Source organism: Rummeliibacillus suwonensis (assembly GCF_007896435.1).
GTDB lineage: Bacteria > Bacillota > Bacilli > Bacillales_A > Planococcaceae > Rummeliibacillus > Rummeliibacillus suwonensis.
The window spans coordinates 440,086-465,140 of record NZ_VCBL01000001.1; the positions used below are offsets into that span (position 1 = coordinate 440,086).

Sequence of the window (25,055 nt, forward strand, 5' to 3'; positions counted from 1 at the left end):
ATGGATTTAGACTAAAAAACAGAGTATGATTGCATTTTAAATAAGTGATTTTGAAATTTACCATGTATTTAGTAGTGTTACAGAATAAGCTATGTGGTTTCAGAGGAAGAAGGTTAAATGGTGTTAGAAGAACGGAAAAATCAGAAAGCAACTCGAAACCTCTATACTTTTTTGGTTAGTAAAATGATATCCTCTGTAGGGTTTGGAGTTTTTAATTTTGGTATTAGTTTATATATTTTATCTGTAACTGGCTCTGCTCTAAGTTTTGCAACGAATATTGTGTTCAATGTACTGCCAAGGGCACTAGCGGCACCTTTAGCTGGTTATGTAGCGGACCGATTTTCAAAAAAGCGTGTTGTTGTGGCGAGTATGGCGGGCATCACTGTATCTGTGGCTGCCCTTATTGTCTATACATTTATGTTTGGGTTTTCAGTATCAGCCATTTATACGATTACAGCCATTTTCTCAACCATTGGTGCATTTAATGGTGTGGCTTTTTCTAGTGCACTTCCTAATCTTGTTGGGAAACAGCGTTTACAGAAAGCGATGTCTTATAACCAAGTGTCTTACTCAATAGGTTCTATTGGTGGTCCAGCGATCGGCGGTATGATGTTTGGCTTTGTTTCGATGAAAGTATTTTTATTTGCAATGATGATCGCTTATTTTATTGCATTGTGTTTAGAAGCTACGATGGATTTTGCTTTATATGAAACAAAGGTGAAAGTCAAAAAAGAGTCCGTACTCACAAGTATGAAAGAGGGCTTACACTATTTAAGTGGCAAACCTCTTGTGAAAACATTGCTAATGGTGACTCTATGTATGAATTTTTTCTTTTCAGCCGTTAGTGTAGGACTTGTCTTTGTGCTAGTTCAAAAGTTAGGAGTCCCTTCAAATCAGGTTGGATTAATCGAAGGCTCTGGAGCAGTTGGCATGTTGGTCATGTCCCTCTACTTATCGTCTAGAAGCGATTTACGATCACCATTATATTTTGCTAAAAAATCAGCATTTACCATGTGTATCATAGTGGCTTGTATTACGCTTCCCTTATTTTTCTCATTAAGTAGTCTACATACATTTATCTTTTATATGCTTTTAATGGTTTTGTTCTCTGCGTTTGGCGTCTTAGCCAACACTCCAATAGGGATTGTCATTCAAAATGTTATTGATGATGAATATCGTGGGCGTGTTTTTGGTATTATTGAAACGTTGTCTGTAGGAATGGGTCCCATTGGTTCAGTTATATTTGGTGCATTATTTGATAGGATGGATGCAAAAGTCATTTTCATCTGTACGAGTTTGTTTCTTTTGTTATGTATAACATGGCTGATGAGACCATCTAAAATCGGGTATGATCATGATGAATTCATTTCGTAAAAAAGTCGTAAATACTCTTTCTTAAGTATTTACTTTTTCAAAAAATGGGAGTAGTATGGTTTCACAATTAAGTTTCATATTTCTAAATCGCTGAAGTAAATACACGGGGGAACCAATTTTGGATGTATAATTTATATCCTTGGGGTGAATCCTTTTGAAGAGAGTAGGGCTACTCATGGTCCGAATCCGACAGCTAACCTCGTAAGCGTTATAGGAGAAGAAAAATGGAGCTTGCTAGGCAAACCCAATATGTCTACAAGTCGTTTTTGTGATGGCTTGTAGATTTTTTCTTTTTCTCTCAGAAGTACGAAACACATTTTTTTTCGGAGAAGGTGTTTTAGTTGAAATTTTCATTAAAAAGAATGTTAATAGGTAGACCATTAAAGTCTACAGAGTTAGGAGATCAAAAGCTAAGCAAAACAAAGGCACTCGCCATTTTATCTTCTGATGCATTGTCTTCTGTTGCTTATGGACCTGAACAAATATTAATTGTCCTAATGGCGTTAGGTGCTGCGGCTTTCTGGTATTCTATTCCGATTGCGGCTTTTGTTATCGTGCTCTTAGTAGCTTTAATCCTCTCTTATAGGCAAGTGATTTTCGCGTATCCGCATGGTGGTGGAGCCTATGTTGTATCAAGGGAAAATTTAGGAGTGAATGCGGGGCTAGTATCAGGTGCCTCACTATTAGTCGATTATATTTTGACAGTAGCGGTTAGTGTGTCAGCAGGGACAGACGCAATTACATCAGCATTTCCTGCATTGCATGCCTATAGTGTAGAGGTGTCAGTTCTATTTATCCTGATTCTAACCATTATTAACTTACGAGGAATAACCGAATCGGCATCTGTATTAGCTTATCCTGTTTACCTCTTTGTTGCCTCTTTACTTGTGTTAATTATCGTTGGCGTCTATCGGATTATGACAGGTCAAATATCGCCAGATCTTCATACAGCAATTGGTACACCTGTTGCAGGGATTAGTTTATTTATCTTGTTAAAAGCTTTTGCCTCAGGCTGTTCTGCTCTAACAGGGGTAGAAGCGATTTCCAATGCTATTCCGAATTTTAAAGAACCAGCACCACATAATGCTTCCAAAACTTTAATCGCAATGGGGATATTATTGGCTATTCTATTTTCAGGAATTGTTTTTCTTGCATATTATTTAGGAATTGGCCCAAGTCCAACTGAAACCGTCGTATCACAAATTGCCAAGGAAAGCTTTGGCCATTCTATACTTTATTTTGTTATTCAAGGGATGACGGCACTTATTTTAGTGCTTGCAGCTAATACCGGGTATTCTGCTTTTCCGTTACTTGCCGTCAATCTATCGAAGGATAAGTATATTCCAAGGATGTTTCAAGTTCGAGGGGATCGTTTAGGTTATTCAAATGGCATTATTTTCTTAGGGGCATTTGCGATCCTCCTTATAATAGTGACACAAGGTTCAACAGAAAAATTAATCCCCTTGTATGCAGTTGGGGTATTTATACCATTTACGTTAGCGCAAACAGGTATGATGGTGAAGTGGTGGAGAGAAAAGCCAGAAGGCTGGATTGGTAAATTTGCTGTTAATACAGTTGGGGCCTTTATTTCTTTTGTGGTAGCTATGATTTTCTTTATCACCAAATTTGATCATGTTTGGCCAGTTCTTATCTTTTTACCAGCACTCATTTTTATTTTTCATCGTATTCAAAATCATTATAATTTAGTCGGTGAACAGCTGCGAGTGGATAAATTGAATAATGTGCTGCCAACTATCGATGGTAATGTTGTATTAGTACCTGTAGGAGGTATTAGTAAGGTAGTGGAACATTCGTTAAGCTATGCAAAGCTACTAAATCCAGAACATTTAATCGCCATTTATATAGCATTTGATAAAGAAGAGATGCATGCATTTGAAGAAAAATGGAAGAACAGATTTCCAGATGTAAAACTATTGACGTTATACTCACCATATAGAAGTTTAATATCGCCACTAACAAAAATAATCGATAAAGTCGAACATAAGGCAAAGCAGGAGAATCGTCAAGTTTCTGTTGTTATTCCACAATTTATCCCTAAAAAAGGGTGGCATAATATATTGCATAACCAATCTAGCTTGTTGATCCGTACGGCTTTGTTATATAAAAGGAATGTAGTTTTAATCACAGTTCCGTATCATCTTACGAAATAATACCGATATTAATATAAATGATTTGCTCAGGCAGTTCATTCCCCACTTATCCTCTCTGCTTGTATCTAGAATCTTGAAGAGAGGATTTCATTAATACATGATATTTAAAAGAGTGTCATCTTAAGATTATTGTTGGAATGAGGTGATGAGATGTTTGCGCGATTCGAAGAGATTGATGGCTTTATCGTAAAAGGATACGCAATAAACAATGGGCAGCATGCAGATGTTCCGATGATAAGGAATAAACTGAAGCAGGAACTAGACAATATGCATGTATGTCCTAAAACTACGTATGGTGTATATACATCAATGGGTGACGAAGGTTTACATTATGTAGCAGGAATCGTATCCCATATGGTTAAAGAGTTAAATGCTACTGATCAGGTACTGGTTGCAGCTGGTCGTTATCTAGTTGGAATCGTGGAGCATGGTATTGAAGATATTCCAGCGAGCATTGAAGCATTACTAAATGTTAAAGGGATTACTTTTCGACACGCGCCATGTTTTGAAAAATATCTTTTTGGTGAAGAAGTAGAGCAAAATGAGATTGAAATTTGGGTACCTATTCAATAGTTTTTGAACTGTCCCAAAAGTGGTATGTAGGCATTTTGATTCCAGATTGTTCTGCTCAATCAATAGAAGCAGCAATACGCCTTTTTAATACGAAATTACCAAAAGATGCTATAAAAACAGTCATAACAGATTGTGACAAAGAGTTTAGCTGTTACAATCTGTTAGAAAAGGATTTGAACATCCAAGTGTATTTCGTAGATCAGATACCTATTTTTTCTAGCAACGTGGCAGTAGCGAAAATGGAAATGGCTTACTACGGAGTTCTTTCCAAAGAAAACGGATTTTGATACCTTACGGATATAATCCCAGATCGCCTAATCAACCACCTTTTTTATTTAAATGATAATGTCACACAATAATCAATTAATCACCGCCATAAAGTTGCAAGATAGTACTCTTTAAAGGCCCTCAATTAAAAAAAGATTAACTCTTATGGACAAGTTGCTGCACTTTGTAATCTTCGGTAAACCCTTCAGGTGTTATATTACAATATCTAGAAATTATTTTAGTGTCCTAATATCCTCGACCGTTAGATGCTCTTGATCAAAGCATCTTTGTTTGTTCTCGTTTATTTACATAAGTATTACTAAACAAATCATATACCGATTATTACACATTAACTCTAAACGTAATCGCGTTTTATTGTCCTTTGAGTTATAAAGCTTATTCGCAGATGCTTGACGACTGTCCTCTTAATGGTTATCTTCTTCTGATAATGTTGTTGCCATATAACGCCCTTATAAACAAATAATTCTACTATCAGAGTCCTATCTACCTCCTTCTTTTTTGGACATAAAAGGTACCCTCTTTTTGTTCGAAATGTACTTGAAATTGCTATTCTAAATATTCCAATATGTGTAAAAATATAATTGAAGGATATTCAATGCTCCCAATTATCTTTACCGGTTTTCAAGCAATCTAGTAATTCTTTTTAGCTATGTTCAGAAGAAATTACTAGTTAAATAATAGAAATCTATACATATTTTTAAATCCTAAATTTTTTCAAGATATATCCACCTGCTACAAACGTTTGAACTGTTCTAGGTGTTAACTTTAAAATCCAAAATATTGCTGAAATAGTGGCAATGGTTAAATAATAGACTTTTTCACTATGTCCATTTTCATCCGTATCTTTTAATTTATCTAGGTTTAATAGCACTATTACATAACCTAATACAGGTATAACAATACAGAAAAAATAAATCCAAAATGTTTTCAAATACCATGGTTTTTTCATATTTTGTAAAATTCCCCTTGATTTTATTTGAATATAAAGTATAATTAATTTTGTAAAAAATAAATTATTTTTCAAATTATGGAGGTAAAGTAATGAAAAAGGTTTTAGTAGTAACATTAGCAACTACGTTAGCAAGCCCCTATAGTATCTCAAGCTGATACTGATATTAATGAATACAAACAACAAGAAGAACAACAAACATTAGAAAAAGAATTGGAAAAAGCAAATATTACACAAGATGATATAATTCTAGGTCTACAAACAGAATTGAATAAAAATTACATAGAGCAAGAACCTCAATTCGCAACTTTTGGTGTAAAATCACAGGCAGCAAAAGTTGCAGGAAAAGCAATGTTGAAAAAGATAAAATCTATAGGCTCAACTGCTTGGAACAAAACAATTAGTGAATATGTTGATAAATTTCAATACCTCAATTCTTAAAGAATCTACATTTTGTAGATTCTTTTTTATCAATAAAAATAAAATAGAAGTAAATAAATGTTTGCTCTTTTGTCTCTATATTTTTCAAAATACGGTTATAGAGTTTGCGATTAATTTATAGAAAAATATATTACATACTAGAATATATCACTTGTTTTGTAATAAGTAAAACAGTATTTTCCTTATATGGAAATAAAATAGTGGGTTGGTGTGTAGGTATTTTTATTCCAGATCCTTCTACTAGATCAATGGAAGCACAGTCCCCCCTCTTCATATGAAATTACCAAAACACTATGAAACAGACATAATAGACCATGATAAAGAGTTTAGTTGTTACAATGTGCTGAAAAAGAATAGAATATCCAAGTACATTTCACAAAGCCTGTGTTTCTGATAACATGGTAGTAATGGAAATGCCTTGGATGGAAAACAGCACACGGGGCTTTCGTGAGCAAATTGTTGCATTTAATTTGATAAATCATTATATGAAAAAGCCTAGTATAGCTAGTATAGATGCTATTTCATCAGCATCTGTACTTTTTGTGTTTATCTTGATTCAGCAATGTTTTTTGTACAGAAAGCGTAGCGGCAGGTACAGAAGACCCCCCCTCAATAGGTGGTGAGATGAATGCTTGTTTCTCCTCATTCAGCGGGTGTCACGAATTTTGAAGAGGATTTCCCTCGCAAGCTCGAAAAAATCTGGATCCGTAATTGATCCAGAATAAAATAATATGTGGAGCAGTAAAAAAGTAACCGGTTTTGTATAAGCTGAATGGGTTATTCTATAGATCAATGATAACAAGATATTTCCTAAAAATCTTCACTTATGAGTTTTGCACTTTTTTAGAGGTTGGTAGAAAAATGTTATCATCTAGAAATCAAGAAATAAGGTGTTATTAGAGAGGAATTTGAGATTGAATGTATCAGCGATGTTGAAAATGACACTCGCGATGGCCATTTTTGGATCTATTGGATTTTTTACAGTGAATACAGGGATTCCTTCAGAAGAGTTGGTTTTCGTGCGTTGTATTTGTGCAACACTATTTCTTGGGGGGATGTGGTTTTTCACTGGTAATTATAAAGTAGAAAAATGGTCTCGTAGAGAAGTTTTCCAAACCATGATTTGTGGTGTTTTTCTTGTTTTGAATTGGGTGTTTTTATTTAAAGCCTTTGAAGAAATGTCCATTTCAGTGGCTATTTCTATTTATAATCTAGCCCCCATTTTTGTACTGATTTTAGGAAGCCTTTTTTTAAAAGAAAAAATGTCGATTGGTGCGATTATTGCGGTAGTTATTTGTTTTGTGGGGAGCGTTTTTATAATTGGCATGAAGCAGTTTGCGTCACTGACTGTTTTGTTTAATTCGGGTTTTATATGGGCGATATTTTCAGCGATTTGTTATGCGATGACGATGTTTGTTGGAAAAGGTATCACGCAGTTAAGTGCATATGCTATGACTTTTATACAGACAATTGTTGGGATTGTGATGTTGTTCCCGATTATGAATTTTGGTGTGTTCCATGGATTGACTGGATGGAATTGGTTTTATATTCTTGGAACAGGATTGGTACATACCGGTTTTGTGTATTATTTATTTTTTGATAGTTTGCGTCATTTACCGACGATTGTTGTTTCGGCATTAGTGTTTGTAGATCCGGTCGTTGCCATTTTACTTGATATTGTTGTTTTAGATTTTAGGCCAACTGTATGGCAAACACTTGGGATTTTCCTTATATTTGGAGGGATTATTTATACTTTAGTGAAGCCAAATAAATCTTTAAGAGAATAAGTATGATATATGCAAAAGTTTTGGACTCTATAGATCATTCGATAAAAACAGCTGGGGAAAATGATTTTTTTCATCCAACTGTTTTTAATCTTTATCCCGCTTTAACGGGCAGTAAGACCCCCATCTCAAGATTTAGAGAGAAACGAAAAAGATAGATGGGGGAACAACTGCCCGTAAAAGTCCGATTGGTTCGGGCCAACAGGATGTTGGTCACTCAGGTGTTGCCACAGGACGTGGCGCTTTTAACCTGAGTTCCTTTGCTTCAGTGGGGGATGAAGAAAACCCCCACTGATGGAGTTTCACTTTATTATTTAACTGATTTTACCATTAATACATGTTCGATACCTGCATCTAGGAAGACACCAGATTTGACTTCATAGCCCAATTTTTCATAAAAACCTTGTGCTTGTATTTGACCATCTAGTTTTACTTTGGAAGCACCAAGTTCTTTCGCTTTATCTTCTAAGGCTTGTATGATAATGCGACCAATGCCGTGTGAACGATATTCTTCTAGTACAGCTACACGTTGTAGTTTGCCGATACCATCTACTAATCGGACTCTACCTGTCCCAATTGCTTGATCTTCATCTGTTGTGACTAGGAAGTGATAGCATTCTCCACCAAGATGATCGTAGGAATCAATTTCTTCTTCTTTGGGAACTTTTTGTTCTTCCACGAAAACTTTTATACGAATGTCGAATTCTCTTTGTAAATCTTCCTGTGTTGTAATTTCGAATACGTTCATGAATTTCTTCCTCTCTTATTCATTTGGATGCTTAGGTTATCTTTTGAAAAAAGCACTTGTTGCATATTATATATGAAAAATTTTAAAAGTAGAATAATAGAGGCTTTCAGCTATCATACTTTCAGCTATCATATTTGTATAAAATGAAATATTCTTATCAAGGTATTGATTATCCAATTTTATTTGAATTTTGTATTATGAAGTAATTTTTAAACCTATAGTAGCGATCAAGATCATGGTGATAAATACAATCCGTTTCCAATCCTTCGATTCACCAAAAAAGAACATACCAATGAGTGCGCCGCCAGAGGCACCGATGCCTGTCCAGACGGCATATGCGGTTCCCATAGGAATGGTATTCATTGCATAAGACAATAGGATGAGACTGAAACCAAAGCTGATGACTAAAAAAACAATAGTAGAGATAGATCTCTTCTCTTGCCAACGGTTCATCATAGCCACACCAAATACTTCACAAAAACCAGCGAGAATAATTGCTAGCCAAGCCATTATGCCTCACCTTCTTTTTGTTTTTTTGAAGTGACCGTTTTTAATCCCATAACACCCACTAGTAAAAGTATCAGTAGCAAGACTTTAACAATACTTATAGATTCATTGAAAAAGAAAATCCCCACGATAACAGTCCCAGCAGTACCAAGTCCAGTGAAAACAGTATAAACAGTACCAACAGGTAAAAAACGATTTGCTAGCAATAAGAGATAGAAGGTTAAGCATAAAGCTAGAATCGTTGCACTCCAAGCCAAAAGATTGTGAGAATGCTTTAACCCTATAACCCATAAAATCTCAAATACTACCGCCAATAAAACAATCGACCAGTGTTTTTTCATATTACATCACCCTTTCGACATAAAAAAACTAGGAGATTACTGATAGACAGTGATCTCCTAGGCTTTTATCCTTCCGTGGCATAGCATGTAGCTATGTGATTTCTCTTGGACCTGACCAAGCTATACTTGCGGAACCCTAGAAATCATAGTTGCTATTAAGTTGACTTTATCTTAACAAAATGAATAACAGGTTTCAACTATTGGAGTATGCTTCATCCTTTATGAACAAGCAGTAAGCCCGCACATCAAGTCCTTCATAACAAGCACAGCGAATAAAGAAGAGAACAATGTCTTGTAAAGCCCAATTCCATTCAACGAATATTCAAATGGAAGATGGAGAAAATTTCCCAGTAAGTAAGTTCATTTTATCAATGGACCACATTGATATTGTATTTTTCAAACCAAATATGAGTTTGGATTAAATAGGCAAGCAGCTGCGGACCGGTCATTAATTGACCAAACCATGGTGCTGTAAAGGATGAACCACCTGATTCAATAAGCGCCTGTAGTTGTTTTTTGTCAAAAAGCTCAAGAAGTATGGAGTTCTTATTTTCCAAAATCGAAGAGAGCCATTTTCCGACCCCTTCTGCATAGGCAGGGTTATGCGTTTTAGGATATGGATTCTTCTTGCGGTATAGTACTTCTTTCGGCAATACATCTTCCATTGCTTTGCGTAGAACACCTTTCTCCATATTTCCGCAATTTTTGATTTCCCAGGGAATATTCCACACATATTCGACAAGATGATGATCGGCAAAAGGCACTCGTACTTCAAGACCAGCCCTCATTGTAGTGCGATCTTTACGGTCGAGCAATGTCGGCATGAACCAAGTCATATTGAGGTAAAATAATTCTCTTCTCTTTGCATCAGCAGGTGACTCATCTTCTAAAGTAGGAGTTTCTTTTATGGCTACTTCATAAGCCTGTTGCACATAATCTTCAATCTCCAACTTTTGTCGCCATTCAGGTCTTAATAGATGGATCCTTTCTTTTGTAGAGCGCATCCACGGGAATCCTTCTGTTTCTTTCGCAAAAAACCAAGGATAGCCACCAAAAATTTCATCCGCACATTCACCAGATAAGCCGACTTTGAAATTCTTTTTAATCTGTTTACTAAACCATAATAGAGAAGAATCAATATCGGCCATACCAGGCATATCTTTGGCATAAACAGCTTCTGTCAACTCGTTTATAAGAGTTTCTTGTGGGATGATTTCTGAATGGTGTATAGTCTGGAAGGTTTCAGACATTTTCTGGATCCAGAAAGTATCATCTGATCGTTGGAAATCATTTGCCTTGAAGAATTGAGCATTGCCCTCGTAGTTAATCGAAAACGTGTGAAGAGGAGATTTGTCAGTTCCTTTGAATTTATTTGCAGCAATAGCTGTAATAATACTTGAATCAAGTCCACCAGACAAAAATGTGCAAACAGGTACATCCGATACGAGTTGTCGTTCTACGGCGTCAATAACGTAATTTCGAACTTTTTGGACTGTATCATTGAAAGAATCTTCATGTGCTTTACTGGTCACATTCCAGTAGCGACGTATTTTTAGACCGTTTACGTCGTATTTTAGAAAATGTCCTGGGCGAAGTTCTTGGATATGTTTGTAGATCGTTTTGCCAGGTGTATGGGAAGGACCTAAACCGAATAGTTCAGCTAATCCTTCATAGCCAACAGTTGCGGGGATATCAGGATGGGCAAGCAATGCTTTTATTTCTGAAGCAAACAATAACTGGTTTTGCACCTCACAATAATATAAAGGTTTTACGCCAAGTCGATCACGTACTAGGATTAGACTGTTTTCTGTAGAATCCCAAATGCCAAAGGCGAAAATACCATTGATTTTGTCGACACATTGTTCGCGCCATTCGATATAGGAAACGAGCAAAACTTCGGTATCAGAAGTTGTATGAAAGTGATACCCTTTTTGTTGTAATTCTTTTCGTAAGTCATCTGTATTGTACAGCTCTCCGTTATACGTAATCGTATAATGATGGCCTTCTTTTTCATAAGTCATCGGTTGTTTGCCGCCCTCAAGGTCGATGATGGCTAAACGTTGATGCCCAAAAGCGATAGGACCATCACACCAAATTCCATCTGCATCCGGTCCTCTTTTTTGTAGTGTATTTGTCATTGTATGTAATAATGATAATTGCGTTGTTAGGTCTTCTTTCAAATTACACCAACCTGTAATTCCACACATATGTTCACATCCTTATTCATTTTCATTCTGCATTATATGTAAAGACGATGAAAAAGGAGCATAAATCAAATCAGGTTTCAAAAAATTTATGAAAATATAGTAGTGGTTCGATGCCAGTGTAAAATTTCAATCAGCGGAGTTCGTCGTTAAAGAAGCATTTTTGGCATGGATGAAAAAAATCAGTTAAGATAGAATAGTCGTTGTATATAAAGATTGAAAGGAAGTAAATGATGAGTAACGATCGTAATCAGCAAATAGAGGAGATTAGTAAAGCAAAGCTTATGTGGCAATTGACACGACCACATACATTGACAGCAACATTTTCACCAGTCATTTTGGGAACAGTTTTGGCTATGTTCGATGTCGAGATCAATTGGTTATTATTTACCGCGATGCTTGTATGCTGTCTATGTCTCCAAATTGCTACAAACTTATTTAACGAATACTACGATTTTAAACGTGGTTTAGATACAGCTGAATCTGTGGGGATTGGCGGTGCATTAGTACGTCATGGCACAAAACCTCAAACGATATTAAATTTTGCTATATTATTATATGCAATTGCTGTTGCTTTAGGCGTTTATATTTGTATGAGTAGTAGCTGGTGGCTCGTGGCTATTGGTGTTGCAGGTATGGCAATTGGCTATTTATATACAGGTGGGCCATATCCAATTGCATATACACCATTTGGTGAACTATTTGCAGGACTTAGCATGGGTGTTGCCTTTATATTAATATCTTATTTTATACAAACAGGGAATATAAATATGACCAGTTTCCTTGTCTCCATTCCTGTAGGGATTTTGGTTGGCGGCATTAATATGTCTAACAATATTCGAGATATTCAAGAAGATACAATTGGTGGTAGAAAAACATTGGCAATCCTTCTGGGAAGGAACAAAGCGATTCATGTTTTAGGGCTTTCTTTTATCATCGCATATGCATGGATGATCGTTTTGATTGCTACAGGTGTTGTAAGTCCATGGTTATTGGTAGTGTTTGTCAGCGTTCCAAAACCGATAACAGCCATCAAAAGTTTTAAAGAGGGAGAAAAGGAACCTATAAAACTTGGACTAGCCATGAAATCTACAGCCATGACGAACACATTTTATGGTTTACTTTCTTCAGTAGGGTTGATTTTAAGTTACTTTTTTGCATAAAAGCTTAAAAGTTGTTGAGAAGTTTTGTTTCGTATTAACGGGCAGTAAGACCTCATTTCAAGATGCAAGCCAGGAGTAGAGAATAAGTGAGGGATGAACTGCCTGTGCCTGTAAAAGCCTGATGGATTCTACTAACACACAATGAGGAGGAAGAAAAAACCCCATTGTGTGAAAGATTTACTTTATATTTGCATCTATTTAAATTCGTCGGAAAATCGGCGGATTTTTTTCATATTCGATAGCATCGTAGAGCATGATGTGATACGATACATTTTGTTTCAAAATATGAAAAAGAAAGATGGGCGATGATATGGGACAAGTAACGAAGGAATACCATGCTAAAGAAAAATTAAGCTTATTCCATTTAACATGGCCAATTTTTTTAGAAGTATTTCTATTTATGTTGATGGGTCTAGCTGATACTTTTATGTTGAGCGCTTTGGCAGATGATGCAGTAGCGGGTGTAGGTGCGGCCAATCAATTTATTCAAATCACGATATTAATATTAGAAGTAATCGGTAATGGTGCTTCGATTGTTGTGGCACAATATTTAGGCTCTAGAAGATATGAAGAAGTTCCTAAAATTACGGCTGTTGCTATTACGATGAATCTTGTTATTGGATTTGTTTTAAGTATGCTTTTTGTATTTTTCTCAAAGCAAATGATGATGGCAATGAATTTGCATGGTGATGTATTGAATTATGCAGATAAGTATTTAGTCATTATTGGTGGAGGGATCTTCTTACAAGCATTGATCAATGCAGCAGCGGCTATTGTGCGTGTACATGGCTGGACGAGACAAACCATGTATGTATCTGTTGCGATGAATGTATTACATATTACAGGTAACTATATTTTGATCTTTGGTAAATGGGGTTTTCCAGAGTTGGGTGTGCAGGGGGCTGCCATTTCTTCCGTTATTAGCCGCGCCATTGCCCTTGTGATATTTTTCTGGCTTCTGTATCAAGCATTGGAATTTCGTATCTATTTTAAATATTATTTAGCCTTGCCAAAGGAATATATAAAAAAGATATTGGCAATCGGCATACCTTCAGCCTTTGAGCAAGTCATGTATCAAGGATGCCAAATCGTATTTATGTTTTATGTTACTTTTTTAGGTTCTGAAGCTTTAGCAGCAAGACAATATGCTTTCAATATTTCCATGTTTACCTATTTATTTGCTGTAGCGATTGGTTCTGGAACAGCGATTATTGTGGGGCGATATGTTGGTGCTAATCGCAAAGATGATGCTTATCAGCAACTATGGAGTAGTGTCAAATGGGCCATTACGTTTACGCTTGTGATGGTTGCATTCGTGATGATTTTCCGCTACCCATTAATGCGGCTATTTACCGATAATCCAGAAGTCATTCAAATAGGGGCCTCTGTATTGCTGCTAAGTATTTTATTGGAAACAGGTAGAACTTTTAATATCACGATTATCAATACTTTGCGTGCAACAGGTGATGCGAGATATCCTTTAATTATTGGTTTCTTTTCAATGATTTGCATGAGCCTACCACTTGGTTATTTCTTAGTTTTCCACTTACATCTAGGACTTGTCGGAGTTTGGCTTGCGATTGCCGCGGATGAGTGGTGTCGCGCGATTTTGGTATTTTTTAGATGGAAGAGTCGTAAATGGGAACGCTATGCACTTGTATCACCCAATAAAAACTAAAGAATTTGTATGAGGTATAGAATGATTAACTCTTTTGGTAAACGCTATGTTAAGTATATTTACCAGGATATGTGAAGCTCAGTGTATACTAATGAAAGATGAGTCTAAATGAGGTGTTTTGATGGGACTATCAAGAAAAATAGCAAGTGCTCATTATATGACAGAACAGCAATCCATCTTTGCCTGTCCTGTTTGCGGTGAGAAAATGAAAATAACTGATCAATGTGTAGTAACCTGTGAAAATCATCATACATTCGATATTGCCAAACAAGGGTATGTCAATTTCATGACGCATCCAACAACATCAATGTATGGAAAAGATTTGTTCGAAGCTCGTAAACAAATTATTGAAAGTGGACTTTATGCACAGCTGCATCATACAGTAGTAGAATTGTTACAATCATTTGGACGGGATATGACAGTTTTAGATACGGGCTGTGGGGAAGGATCACATTTAGCAAAAATTAAACAACAATTTGAAAAAACAATGGATCAAAAAATGGTCGCCGTAGGAATTGACATTGCAAAAGAAGGGGTTGTTGCGGCAAGTCGAAATTATGAAGGTATGATTTGGTGTGTAGGAGATTTGGCGAAGTGTCCATTTCAAAAATCCAGTTTTGATGCCATTTTAAATATTTTATCACCAGCAAATTATACGGAATTTAAGCGGCTTCTGAAGCCAAATGGCTGGGTTGTAAAGGTAGTTCCACAAAGTGGTTATTTATATCAATTGCGAGAATTATTTTTTGCAGATTCCGATAAAGAGTCTTATTCCAATGCCCGTACAGTAGACCGATTTAAAGAAAACTTTAGCGATGTAACGATAAAGCGTATTACGCAAAAAGTTGTGATCCCCCAGAATCTTGTACCAATGCTAATGCATATGACTCCGATGGGATGGCATCAAACAACCGATATTGACCAGACTAAAGTAAAAGAAATAACGATTGATCTGGATATATTAGTGGGAAAATTGTCATAATAGATTGTCTGGATCGGAACATAAAAACTGTAGATTGGAACCTGAATATTCATTCAATATTCGTATCTTTTCTATAAATACATGATGAATCATGAAAAAGCCACAGAAGATTTAATTGAAATCCTGCGGCCTTTTTTGTATGAGCAATCTAATACATTGAAAAATTACTAAAAAAGTAGTAGCGCCTGAAGTATCTAGCAAGACATCTTGAAGGGAAGCTGAACGACCTAGCGTAAAATATTGGTGAGTTTCATCGATCGTTGCTAAAACGAATGTCAGTAATATAGAAGTAACTATTCGATATTTCAATTTAGGAAATGCCACATAAAGTGCCACTCCTATTGCACCAAATGTAACGAAATGGGTTGCTTTTCGTATTAAAAATTCCAAAAAATAATAGTAGCCTCTAGAATCTACAGACATATTTATCCCATAATATTGAAAATGTAATTTAGATAAAAGCGGTTTATATGGTTCATTTGGAAAATAGTGTTGCAATGTTGGAACGATTGATTGTTGCTCATACGTTTGACCGGACGAGATAAAAATAGCCAACAATAAGAGTAGAAGTGGTATATATTTTTTCATGAATCAAACATATCATACTTGATAAAAATTTTCATGAGTTTTGTGATGAGAGAGGTCTTTGATTGCTTTATGTAAAGGGATTTCATCTAGTTCCTTTCAAAATCACTTACTCTAACAGTAGCCATAATTTGATAAAATGAATATTTAGAATTTTTAGAACAATTTATGTTATAATAAAAAAATCTAGAATTTCCAAATATGAAGGAGTAATTTAGATGGCTGGATATACCCTGCAAGGAAAGTATTTTCCCCTGTATGAATATTTATTAAAGCAAAAAGAAAGACATATCGTACTCACATTTGAAGAGATCGAAGAAATTTTACATGCAAAATTGCCGAAATCTGCTTATAAGTATCAGGCATGGTGGGGAAATACAAGAAGTGGCACTTATGTACAGGCAGCTGCGTGGATTGAAGCAGGTTTTCGTGTCGATCTTGTTCAATTTGGGCGCTGTGTTGAGTTTGTAAAAGTATCCAAGGAAATTTTGACGAAAAAAAAGAATAAGGTTATGAGAGAAGCACTTACTCCAAAAACAACACCAGTAGAAGATACGACATTCACAGAAATGGAATCCTTCCATAGAATCACTCAGAAGATGGATGCTGCTCAACAATTTTTTAAGAATAATAGTTATCGCCATTTTTCGGAGGAATCTTTAGTGTCTCAATTTGAAGTATTTTGCCAATGGAGACGACTTTTTGGGAAAATCGAACAAGATGTTAACTATTTAGCAACACAATTAATGCAGGCATTTTTACTAGAAAAATATCATTTAGAATCCATTCATTCTCATATTAAACAACAAGATGAATATACTTTTATATTTGAAGAGCAGACATCAACAGGAGAGAAAATTGCAGCGATTTTAAAAACTACTCCACCAGCTTTATCTTCGGATTTTGCTCCAAGTCAACGAAGTATCTTTTTGCAGGATTGCCGTTTGTTGAGTAGAACGAATGCAACTATACAATATTATTTTGTATCAGATGCATGTACTTTTAATATTATAGAAAAAAAGTATAAACAGTATCTTGGAACGATCCAACTTATTTTATTACCAAAAGCGATTGCTGATCAGCATTCACTGCATGCATAATGATTTCTTTAGGAAATTCATCTAACTAAAGGAAAGAGGTGTGGCGATTGTTCAAAGCTAAAGGGCTACCATTTTTTATGGTTTTAATTGCTATAGGTTCTCTTAGTATCACATTTGCAGTAACGAAGGATATACCGCTTAGTATGCAATGGATCTTGCTAATTATCGGCACTTTACTAAATATTCTTAGTTTAATCGCACTCATGATCTTTCTTACAAAGGAGGCTAATGATAGTTAACAGTAACTTATAAAATGAAATTTCATCCCCCTTTAATGGGCAGTAAGATACCCATCTCAAGATTTAGAGAGAAAAGGGGAAGAGAGATGGGGGATTAACCGCCCGGAAAAATCTGATTGGTTTACTAACCATCTGTGGGGGATGAAGAAAACCCCACTGATGGAAGCTTCACTTTACCCCTTCATACAGTGAGAGTCTTGCTGCTCGTTAATATGAGATCAAGGCAAGGTTATCAATCACTGTTAGAAAGAAGGGATTTTGATGATCAAGTCCATTCAAATCAGTTGAAGCCCAACTATCAAGTTGATTAGCTGCATCAATAATATTTGTTGCTGGATGCTATATCATTTTTACTTATTTAACCTAAAATTTTTGAAAAAACAAACTATTTTCAATGAATTTTGCGCATTGGGTACACATTTTGAAAATTTAGACTACAATATAAAGTAAGGGAAATAGAGATGGATTCATGGAAGTCAACTAATTTAATGGGTTATTAATTTAGTATGGCGCGTATAGGATGTAAAGGTGTGGAAGAAATATAGTGGACAGGTAGGGTTTGCTATGTTTCTTAAAAATTAAGAGTAAAATTTTTTATAGATTTGTAAGGCGGTTTGTTACTAAATTCTTAGGTTTGTTTAATAAGATAAAGATTGATAATAAGCAAAATATGCCAGCAGAGGGTGGTTATATAATTGCTTGTACACACACTGGATGGATTAATATTTTGAATCTTGGTGTTTCTATTTGCCCGAACCCAATTCAATTCATGACGAAGAAACAACTCTTTGATTATAAACTACTAGGTCGGTTTATAACAAAGATGAAAGCTTTCCCAGTAGATCGTGAAAATCCATATCCTAGCGTTGTGAAAGTACCTATGAATTGGATTCAAGAAGGAAAAGTTATAGGGATTTTCCAAGTGGTACAAGGAATATAGAAGGTACGTCTTTAAAACAAGGTGCTATTCAATCACTCAGCTTTTAAAAGCACCTATGAGATCCCAGTTGTTTAATAGATGCCAATAGCCCAAAAGAGGTCTCACTTGTAAAAAGGGTTGTATGGAAAATCTTTCTATGTTACAGCAAGAGGAAGAGGCAGAGAGAAATTTACACATTACTTGGAAGAGCAGTTAGTTACTTTAAAAGAGAAACTAGAAGAAAAGATTTTACGAAAAGAGCATTTCGATCTTGAGAACTAGATGGTGTATCTTATGTCAATATTATTTCTTCTAAGTTCGGCAATCTTGAAAAGTAACGCAATCAAAGAATACTGTAGAACACAATTTCTTTTAAGGAGTGGTTAGATGGTTTCTGTAGGTTTATTTGAACAGGAAGATAATAATGTTGAGCGGGAGAAAACTCCTTTAGAAGTGATGGCAGAAAAGCGAAGTCAAATCATTTTTAAACAACGTATGTCGGTAGGACTAACACAATCAGAATTAGCAGAGCGAGCGAATGTCACGCAAAAAACGATCAGCCGCATTGAACGTGGTGACAGTAAAGTCAGAGAAACTACTCTACAAAAGGTGTATGAAGTTTTAGGTATCACAGAAAAGCATTTAGAAACTCTGAAAGAACAGCAGGATACGTAGTTGTAAAAAATTCCGAAGAAACTGTCTATTAAGTCATATTTGACCTAATAGATGGTTTCTTTTTTGCCAGACAGTATATTCTTCACCTCAAGATTCAAGTAAAAAGCAGAGGAAGAGTGTGGTGAAACGGATCATAAAAATCCGAGTGGCTTAACGAATGAACAATGTAGATGAAGAAAAGAAGATCCCAATAAATGAAGTTTCACTTGACCTCGCACAACTATCAACAAGTCACTCACTTTGAAATAGATGAGGAAATATTCACATAAATGGAAGTTTTACTTTGCCATATGTTAAAATTAGAGAGTGGTAGTACAGTTTTTTATATTTTTGATCATTATTCAATGACAGAATTTATCTAAGGGTGGCATAATATTGAATAGCTATGAAAGTAAAGCCACAAATTAGAGGGTGATATAAAATGGAAAAAAGAAATCTAAGCAAGGAAATTTTATCATGGGTATGGCCTATTTTAATTGCAGTAGTTATTGCAGTTTTATGTAGACAGTTCCTGTTTTCACCAGTAACAGTAAAAGGTGAATCAATGGAGCCAACATACGAAAATAATAATAAGATTATTATTAGTAAGACAAGCCACATTGACCGTTTTGATATAATCGTTTTTCAATCTCCTGTAGAAGATGATCATTATATAAAACGTGTTATTGGTTTACCAGGAGATACTGTTAAAGTGAAAAATGACAAGCTCTATATTAATGGTAAAGAATATAAAGAATCTTACTTAAAAAAAGGGATTCGAGAGTACCAAGAAATGGGCGATCATTTCACGGAAGATTTCACACTGAAAGAAGTAACTGGTGAATCCAAGGTTCCGAAAGATTCTTATTTTGTATTAGGCGACAATCGTCAAAATAGTAGTGATAGCCGCGAATACGGTTTTATCAAAAAAACAGCGATTACAGGAGAAGTGAAATTTCAATTTTATCCAATTCAATTTTAATATTAGTAGATTTTAGAGGAGCTTTATTATGAAAATAGGTATATTATTTGTTTGCTTAGGAAATATTTGTCGCTCCCCGATGGCTGAGGCCATATTTCGAGGCCTTGTACAAGAACTGGAAATAGAAGATCGATTTGATATCGATTCGGCGGGTACAGGTGACTGGCATATAGGAGATGGGCCGCACCAAGGAACCGTTCAGAAGCTTGCTGAACATAATATTTCTACTGAAGGTATGTATAGCCGACAGCTAAGATTAGAAGACTATGATCGCTTTGACTATATTGTATGTATGGATAATAGCAACATAGAAAATGCATTACCAATGTTAGGACAGCCTGAGAGTTCAAAGGTATTTCGATTACTTGATCTACTAAAAGATCCTAAAGATGTACCAGATCCTTATTTTACAGGTGATTTTGAAGAAACATATCAGCTATGTGTAGAAGGTTGTAAAGCCTTGTTGCAAAAAATTAGAGAAGATGGAGGAAGTCACTCATAAGGGGGCTTCTTTTTTTATACTGAATAAACAGTCAGTAATCCCTCCTATTCAAGATTTGAGTAATAAAGATCGATGGAGGAACAACTGCCTGTAAAAACCCGATTGGTTCGGGCGGGCAAGATGTTGGTCACTCAGGTGTTGCCACAGGACGTGGCGCTTTTAACCTGAGTTCCTCTATTTCAGTGGGGATCAAGAAACCCCCACTGGGTGAAGTTTCACTTTATCCAAATATACAAATTATGAGGATTATAGTGTATAATACAACAGTGAATTATTGTCCTATACTATGTGGGGCTGCCCACTCGTAAATTATATATATATTATTTTGAAAGAGAGTGAATCCAATGGGACGTAAATGGAATAATATTAAAGAGAAAAAGGCTGCAAAAGACCAAGGTACAGCACGTATCTATGCCAAATTTGGCCGTGAAATTTATGTAGCTGCTAAACAAGGTGAACCAGATCCAGAATCTAATGGCACATTAAAAGTTGTTTTAGAACGTGCAAAAACATATAGTGTACCAAAACATATTATTGACCGTGCAATCGAAAAAGCAAAAGGCGGCGGTGAAGAAAATTATGATGAATTACGTTATGAAGGTTTTGGCCCCAATGGATCTATGATTATTGTCGATGCTTTAACCAATAACGTAAACCGTACAGCAGCAGATGTGCGTGCGACATTTGGTAAAAATGGCGGTAACATGGGTGTCAGTGGTTCGGTTGCCTATATGTTCGATGCGACTGCTGTCTTTGCTTTAGAAGGTAAATCTGCGGAAGAAATTTTAGAAACGTTGATCGAAGCGGATGTCGATGTTCGGGATGTTTTCGAAGAAGGCGACTCAACGATTATTTATGCTGAACCAGCTCAATTCAATGCTGTACAAGAAGCATTAAAAGAACAAGGGATTACAGAATTCAATGTTGCAGAATTGACAATGCTTCCACAAACAGAAGTACAACTTGAAGGTGAAGACCTCGAAAAATTCGAACGCTTAATCGACCTTCTAGAAGATTTGGAAGATGTTCAACAAGTATACCATAATGTAGAAATGTAAAGAAAAATGATCTACTTAACAAAATCTTAAAATAATATAAAATGACAAGCATGTTAGTTGGAAAAATGATGGTAAATTCGGAGCAATTCTAAAAAGTCTTGGAGAGAGCGAATAAACCCGCGAAAAAAGTGAAAACTTGAGCCCCGCAGCTTAGCTAAGGGGGCTCAAGTTCAAGTCGTGGTGTCCACATAGTCGTGCAAGCCATGGAAATGAGCGAACAACGGGTAAAAGCAGATAACTAACACGCCTGATAAAATGATTAAAAATCTAGTGGTATAGATTCCACTGGATTTTTTTTTGAATAGCTGTTGTATTATTGACTTTTCACGAAATTGTAAAGTGTTGGACACTATTTATGTGATTTTTGTTGTGCAAAGATATTCTGTATAGTAACATAATACTATACAAGAATGATAAAAAAGAACTAATATTATTTTTGATAGTGACTATTTACATAAGCTGGGGGAGATTTTGAGTGAAAATATTTTTTAATTTTAAATCTTTAAAAACAAAGATATTGTTTGGATTTGCTGTAGTACTTCTATTAAACATTTGTCTAGCACTTTATAATATTTTTGCTATGAACAGTGTAAATTCGAGCATGAACAAATTGGCGAAAAAAGATATACCACTATTAGTGGGCGATGAAAAAATGTCATTTAATATTGCTGAACGCATTGCATTAGCGCGAGGCTATCTTTTAACGGGAGAACAAAGTTATAAAGATGACTTCACGGATTATACAAAAGAAAGTCAAGTTATTGCAGATGACCTATTAGCAAAAACGGATTCTGAAAAAGCAAAAGAATTAGTAGAAAAAAGTAAACAATGGGAGGAGATTATTGTCAATGATGTCTTTCCTGCTTATGATGCAGGGGAGCACGAAAAAGCTACAACATTATTAAATGGTGAAGCTCAAACCCTTGCTCGTGATTTGATGAAAGAATATGAAAAAGTCGCAAATCAACGTGAAACACAAGCATTAGATAATAGTACAGCTGTCATGGAAACAGGTAAAAAATTATTACATGTAATACTAGTAGTTTCCTTAATCGTGTTGGCTGTTTGTGCTTTTATCTCATTGTTTACGGCCAATACGATTATTAAACCGATTAACCGAGTGATGAAACAATTAGCTGAAATTGCTAATGGTAATTTAACAGTGGAACCTCTAACGACGAAATTAAAAGATGAAACATCAAGATTAATGAAATCATCAAATGATGTACTAGATAAGTTAAGTTTTCTAATGAAAAAAGTTCATTCCAATGCAGAGACACTAAGCGCACATAGTGAGGAATTGGATCAATCTGCCAATGAAGTAACGGAGGGTTCTGACCAAATTGCAACGACCATGATTGAATTAGCAAAAAGCGCTGAGTCACAAGCAAGTAATTCTGTGACGATATCCAATCAGATGGAACAATTTACTAGCCAAATTGAAGAAGTCAACCATAGTGGGCAGGAAATAAAAGAGAATTCCATGAAAGCATTAGTAGTGACCCAAAAGGGACGTGAACTTATGGATTCCTCTATTGATCAGATGACAACTATTGATACAATCGTAAAAAGTTCTGTAGATAATGTCCACCATTTATATGATCAATCAAAAGAAATTTCTAATCTTGTTTTGGTTATCAAAGAAATCTCAGATCAAACGAATCTATTAGCATTAAATGCGGCTATCGAGGCAGCACGTGCAGGTGAACATGGTAAAGGTTTTGCGGTTGTTGCAGATGAAGTACGTAAATTAGCAGAACAGGTGTCCAATTCTGTTTCAGATATTACAGGCATTGTAAGTAGTATTCAACAAGAAACGGGATCTGTCGTAGAATCATTGGTAAAGGGTTATGAAGAGGTAGAAAAAGGTACTGTTAAGATTAAAAAAACGGGTGAAACATTTAAAGTTATTAATGACTCTTTCGCCCAAGTAAATGCGAATATCGAAAATATTTCTAGTAGTCTTAATAGAGTTTTAGTTGATAGCGAGCAAATGACGAAGTTGATTGAAGAATCAGCTGCATTATCAGAGGAATCAGCGGCAGGTATTCAAGAAATCTCAGCATCTGTTGATCAATCAAATAATTCAATGCATGAAGTATCGAAGAGCGCAGATGAGCTTGCACAAACGGCAGAAGATCTTATGGGGATTGTAAATAGCTACCAATTGAAGTGACTAAGTAACGAAAATACCGCTGAGCAATAGCCGTGCTTCAGCGGTCTTTTCAATACATAATATTTCATGTGTGTTGATTTTACAAAAATTAGGAATTGCTTGGTGCGATTTTTGAAAAACCCTGTATTTTCAGGACCATTTATAAAGATTGGAGCGGAGGCTTGCTCGACTCCCGCGGGAAAAGCGAATAGATGAGACCCCGCAGCGTAGCGAGGAGGCTCAGCATTCGCCCGCAGGAAAGCGAGCAAGCTGGAGCGGAAATCAACGAATCTCCCTATTTTTATGGATTAAATTGGATAATCAACACGTCTGATAATATTTTTAATTCTGCATTAGAAGGGTCTATGCATCAAAATTTTAGAAATAATAGGGAGATGAGCCGGCTTACACAATTTATCCCGCTTTAACGGGGTAAGACCCCATCTCAAGATATAGAGAGAAACGAGAAAGATAGATGGGGGATCAACTGCCCGTAAAAGCCCGTTTGTTCGGGCCAACAAGATGTTGGTCACTCAGGTGTTGCCACAGGACGTGGCGCTTTTAACCTGAGTTCCTCTAGTTCAGTGTGGGTTGAAGAAGACCCCCACTAATGGAGTTTCACTATCTTATAAGGTAACAGAAAAATATGCTTCTATTTAAAAAGTGTAGATTTTGTTATTATTGAAGTAACATAAATAATAGTCTGTAAGTAGGTGATACTGAGGTGAGAAAAAAGACAATGTTCATCTTACTAATTATTAGCATACCAGTGATATTCTTTTGGGGCATGACGAGCAAATGGTTAAAAGATGGTGAACAACCCAGAGCAAATGGAAAATATAAATATGTTATAGTATTAGGTGCAAAAGTAAAAAGAGGGGCAATACCATCAAAGGCATTGGCATTTCGTTTAGACGCGGCCTTAACTTATGCTAGGCAGTACCCAAATGTGAATCTTATTGTTTCAGGCGGTCAAGGCGCTGATGAAGATGCAACAGAAGCTTCCGTTATGAAAAAGTATTTGATAGATCGAGGCTTTCCAGAATCGAAAATCGTCATTGAGGATCAGTCAACGTCTACTTACGAAAATCTATTAAACGCTAAAAGAATAGTTGGAAACGATTTAGAAGGATTAACCATTGTATCAAGCGATTATCATCTGGCACGTGCTAAAATGCTTGCAGAAGGACTTCATATAAAATGTGATGTCGTTCCAGCTAAAACTCCCAAAAGTATAGAAAGAAAAGTTAGATTTCGAGAGCGCTTTGCCCTTTTGAAATCAGCTATTACAGGAAAATAACCAAAAAGTATTTACAGATATCCAAAAAGTACAACTCGACCTGATCTGAACCCCTTAAGTTGGGCAAATAAAGTCTAATTTAGGGATTATTATATTGGTTAAATATTCAAGTGAGTTAAGAAAGCGAGTCATTCAAGAGTATTTAGTGTAAGTCCGAAATTTAAAAAAATAAGCGCACCCTCATGGTACGCACTAAAGTGGTACCTACATGTCAAGGACAAATTAAGAAAAGAGATTAAGTCACTAGCGTCGCATTAAAATAACTCAACGCCCTGATTAAAACTGAATTTTCTGTAATATATTCCATGAATAAAAAAATCCTTTATAATGGTTGGGTGGTAGTAAACCATCCAAATCC

Annotated in this window: 23 protein-coding genes and 2 riboswitches; of the genes, 17 read left to right on the plus strand and 6 right to left on the minus strand. The window is 35.7% G+C overall.

All coding sequences use genetic code 11. The features are described from left to right. The first annotated feature begins 120 nt into the window (after positions 1–120). The 4 genes from FEU33_RS02070 (at position 121) to FEU33_RS02085 (ending at position 4,405) form a co-directional block, all read left to right on the plus strand. Complete coding sequence (locus tag FEU33_RS02070; protein WP_186731291.1) at positions 121–1,374, plus strand: MFS transporter; 1,254 nt, start codon at positions 121–123, stop codon at positions 1,372–1,374. A gap of 78 nt (positions 1,375–1,452) precedes the next feature. Continuing rightward, positions 1,453–1,598: riboswitch (cyclic di-AMP (ydaO/yuaA leader) on the plus strand. Positions 1,599–1,715: 117 nt separating this feature from the next. Then, positions 1,716–3,545: an APC family permease gene (locus FEU33_RS02075; RefSeq protein WP_146547798.1), complete on the plus strand. Its 1,830-nt coding sequence runs from the start codon at positions 1,716–1,718 to the stop codon at positions 3,543–3,545. A 150-nt stretch (positions 3,546–3,695) separates the two neighbouring features. Beyond that, the gene (locus FEU33_RS02080) at positions 3,696–4,118 is read left to right on the plus strand and encodes a GyrI-like domain-containing protein (RefSeq protein WP_146547799.1); all 423 of its coding nucleotides are present in this window, start codon (positions 3,696–3,698) and stop codon (positions 4,116–4,118) included. Continuing rightward, a complete protein-coding gene (locus FEU33_RS02085; RefSeq protein ID WP_146547800.1) occupies positions 4,100–4,405 on the plus strand; it encodes a hypothetical protein in 306 nt (101 codons plus the stop codon). Before FEU33_RS02080 ends, FEU33_RS02085 begins: the two co-directional genes overlap by 19 nt. Positions 4,406–5,103: 698 nt before the next feature. On the opposite strand, the gene FEU33_RS02090 is transcribed toward FEU33_RS02085, so the two are convergent. Continuing rightward, positions 5,104–5,355 carry a hypothetical protein gene (locus FEU33_RS02090; RefSeq protein WP_146547801.1) on the minus strand — a complete coding sequence of 84 codons (252 nt, stop codon included), beginning with the start codon at positions 5,353–5,355 and terminating at the stop codon, positions 5,104–5,106. 213 nt (positions 5,356–5,568) lie between these two features. On the opposite strand from FEU33_RS02090, the gene FEU33_RS02095 reads away from it, so the two are divergent. Then, the gene (locus FEU33_RS02095; protein ID WP_146547802.1) at positions 5,569–5,796 is read left to right on the plus strand and encodes a hypothetical protein; all 228 of its coding nucleotides are present in this window, start codon (positions 5,569–5,571) and stop codon (positions 5,794–5,796) included. Positions 5,797–6,710: 914 nt separating this feature from the next. Beyond that, the gene (locus FEU33_RS02100; protein ID WP_146547803.1) at positions 6,711–7,583 is read left to right on the plus strand and encodes a DMT family transporter; all 873 of its coding nucleotides are present in this window, start codon (positions 6,711–6,713) and stop codon (positions 7,581–7,583) included. Between the two features lie 307 nt (positions 7,584–7,890). On the opposite strand, the gene FEU33_RS02105 is transcribed toward FEU33_RS02100, so the two are convergent. The 4 genes from FEU33_RS02105 to asnB all read right to left on the minus strand — a co-directional run bounded on the left by FEU33_RS02105 (position 7,891) and on the right by asnB (position 11,383). Next, complete coding sequence (locus FEU33_RS02105; protein WP_146547804.1) at positions 7,891–8,328, minus strand: GNAT family N-acetyltransferase; 438 nt, start codon at positions 8,326–8,328, stop codon at positions 7,891–7,893. A gap of 195 nt (positions 8,329–8,523) precedes the next feature. Next, positions 8,524–8,838: a DMT family transporter gene (locus FEU33_RS02110; protein WP_146547805.1), complete on the minus strand. Its 315-nt coding sequence runs from the start codon at positions 8,836–8,838 to the stop codon at positions 8,524–8,526. After that, a complete protein-coding gene (locus tag FEU33_RS02115) occupies positions 8,838–9,176 on the minus strand; it encodes a DMT family transporter (protein WP_146547806.1) in 339 nt (112 codons plus the stop codon). The genes FEU33_RS02110 and FEU33_RS02115 overlap by 1 nt, the downstream gene beginning before the upstream one ends. Positions 9,177–9,228: 52 nt before the next feature. Then, positions 9,229–9,327: riboswitch (guanidine-I (ykkC/yxkD leader) on the minus strand. Between the two features lie 217 nt (positions 9,328–9,544). Further along, positions 9,545–11,383 (minus strand): asparagine synthase (glutamine-hydrolyzing), encoded by a 1,839-nt coding sequence (gene asnB, locus FEU33_RS02120; RefSeq protein WP_146547807.1) that lies wholly within the window; start codon positions 11,381–11,383, stop codon positions 9,545–9,547. Between the two features lie 230 nt (positions 11,384–11,613). Between asnB and FEU33_RS02125 the strand changes: the two genes are divergently transcribed. From FEU33_RS02125 to FEU33_RS02135, 3 genes are all read left to right on the plus strand, one after another. Then, the gene (locus FEU33_RS02125; protein WP_146547808.1) at positions 11,614–12,543 is read left to right on the plus strand and encodes a 1,4-dihydroxy-2-naphthoate polyprenyltransferase; all 930 of its coding nucleotides are present in this window, start codon (positions 11,614–11,616) and stop codon (positions 12,541–12,543) included. 310 nt (positions 12,544–12,853) lie between these two features. Beyond that, complete coding sequence (locus FEU33_RS02130) at positions 12,854–14,221, plus strand: MATE family efflux transporter (protein WP_146547809.1); 1,368 nt, start codon at positions 12,854–12,856, stop codon at positions 14,219–14,221. Positions 14,222–14,342: 121 nt separating this feature from the next. Further along, positions 14,343–15,203 carry a putative RNA methyltransferase gene (locus FEU33_RS02135; RefSeq protein WP_146547810.1) on the plus strand — a complete coding sequence of 287 codons (861 nt, stop codon included), beginning with the start codon at positions 14,343–14,345 and terminating at the stop codon, positions 15,201–15,203. 111 nt (positions 15,204–15,314) lie between these two features. On the opposite strand, the gene FEU33_RS02140 is transcribed toward FEU33_RS02135, so the two are convergent. Beyond that, complete coding sequence (locus FEU33_RS02140) at positions 15,315–15,791, minus strand: VanZ family protein (protein ID WP_146547811.1); 477 nt, start codon at positions 15,789–15,791, stop codon at positions 15,315–15,317. Positions 15,792–16,006: 215 nt separating this feature from the next. Here FEU33_RS02140 and FEU33_RS02145 point away from each other — a divergent pair, with 215 nt between their 5' ends. The 8 genes from FEU33_RS02145 to FEU33_RS02185 all read left to right on the plus strand — a co-directional run bounded on the left by FEU33_RS02145 (position 16,007) and on the right by FEU33_RS02185 (position 24,697). After that, positions 16,007–16,888, plus strand: coding sequence for a DUF7662 domain-containing protein (locus tag FEU33_RS02145; RefSeq protein WP_146547812.1), 882 nt, complete (start codon positions 16,007–16,009; stop codon positions 16,886–16,888). A gap of 873 nt (positions 16,889–17,761) precedes the next feature. Next, positions 17,762–18,067 carry a lysophospholipid acyltransferase family protein gene (locus FEU33_RS19050; RefSeq protein WP_243881324.1) on the plus strand — a complete coding sequence of 102 codons (306 nt, stop codon included), beginning with the start codon at positions 17,762–17,764 and terminating at the stop codon, positions 18,065–18,067. A gap of 366 nt (positions 18,068–18,433) precedes the next feature. Next, positions 18,434–18,721, plus strand: a complete 288-nt coding sequence (locus FEU33_RS02160) for a helix-turn-helix domain-containing protein (protein ID WP_146547814.1) — start codon at positions 18,434–18,436, stop codon at positions 18,719–18,721. 421 nt (positions 18,722–19,142) lie between these two features. Then, positions 19,143–19,682, plus strand: coding sequence for a signal peptidase I (gene lepB / locus FEU33_RS02165; RefSeq protein WP_146547815.1), 540 nt, complete (start codon positions 19,143–19,145; stop codon positions 19,680–19,682). Positions 19,683–19,710: 28 nt separating this feature from the next. After that, the gene (locus FEU33_RS02170) at positions 19,711–20,184 is read left to right on the plus strand and encodes a low molecular weight protein-tyrosine-phosphatase (RefSeq protein WP_146547816.1); all 474 of its coding nucleotides are present in this window, start codon (positions 19,711–19,713) and stop codon (positions 20,182–20,184) included. Positions 20,185–20,528: 344 nt separating this feature from the next. Beyond that, positions 20,529–21,242: a YebC/PmpR family DNA-binding transcriptional regulator gene (locus FEU33_RS02175; RefSeq protein WP_146547817.1), complete on the plus strand. Its 714-nt coding sequence runs from the start codon at positions 20,529–20,531 to the stop codon at positions 21,240–21,242. Positions 21,243–21,717: 475 nt separating this feature from the next. Next, positions 21,718–23,418 carry a methyl-accepting chemotaxis protein gene (locus tag FEU33_RS02180; RefSeq protein ID WP_146547818.1) on the plus strand — a complete coding sequence of 567 codons (1,701 nt, stop codon included), beginning with the start codon at positions 21,718–21,720 and terminating at the stop codon, positions 23,416–23,418. Positions 23,419–24,121: 703 nt separating this feature from the next. Continuing rightward, positions 24,122–24,697, plus strand: coding sequence for a YdcF family protein (locus tag FEU33_RS02185; RefSeq protein ID WP_244950957.1), 576 nt, complete (start codon positions 24,122–24,124; stop codon positions 24,695–24,697). Positions 24,698–25,055 lie beyond the last annotated feature (358 nt).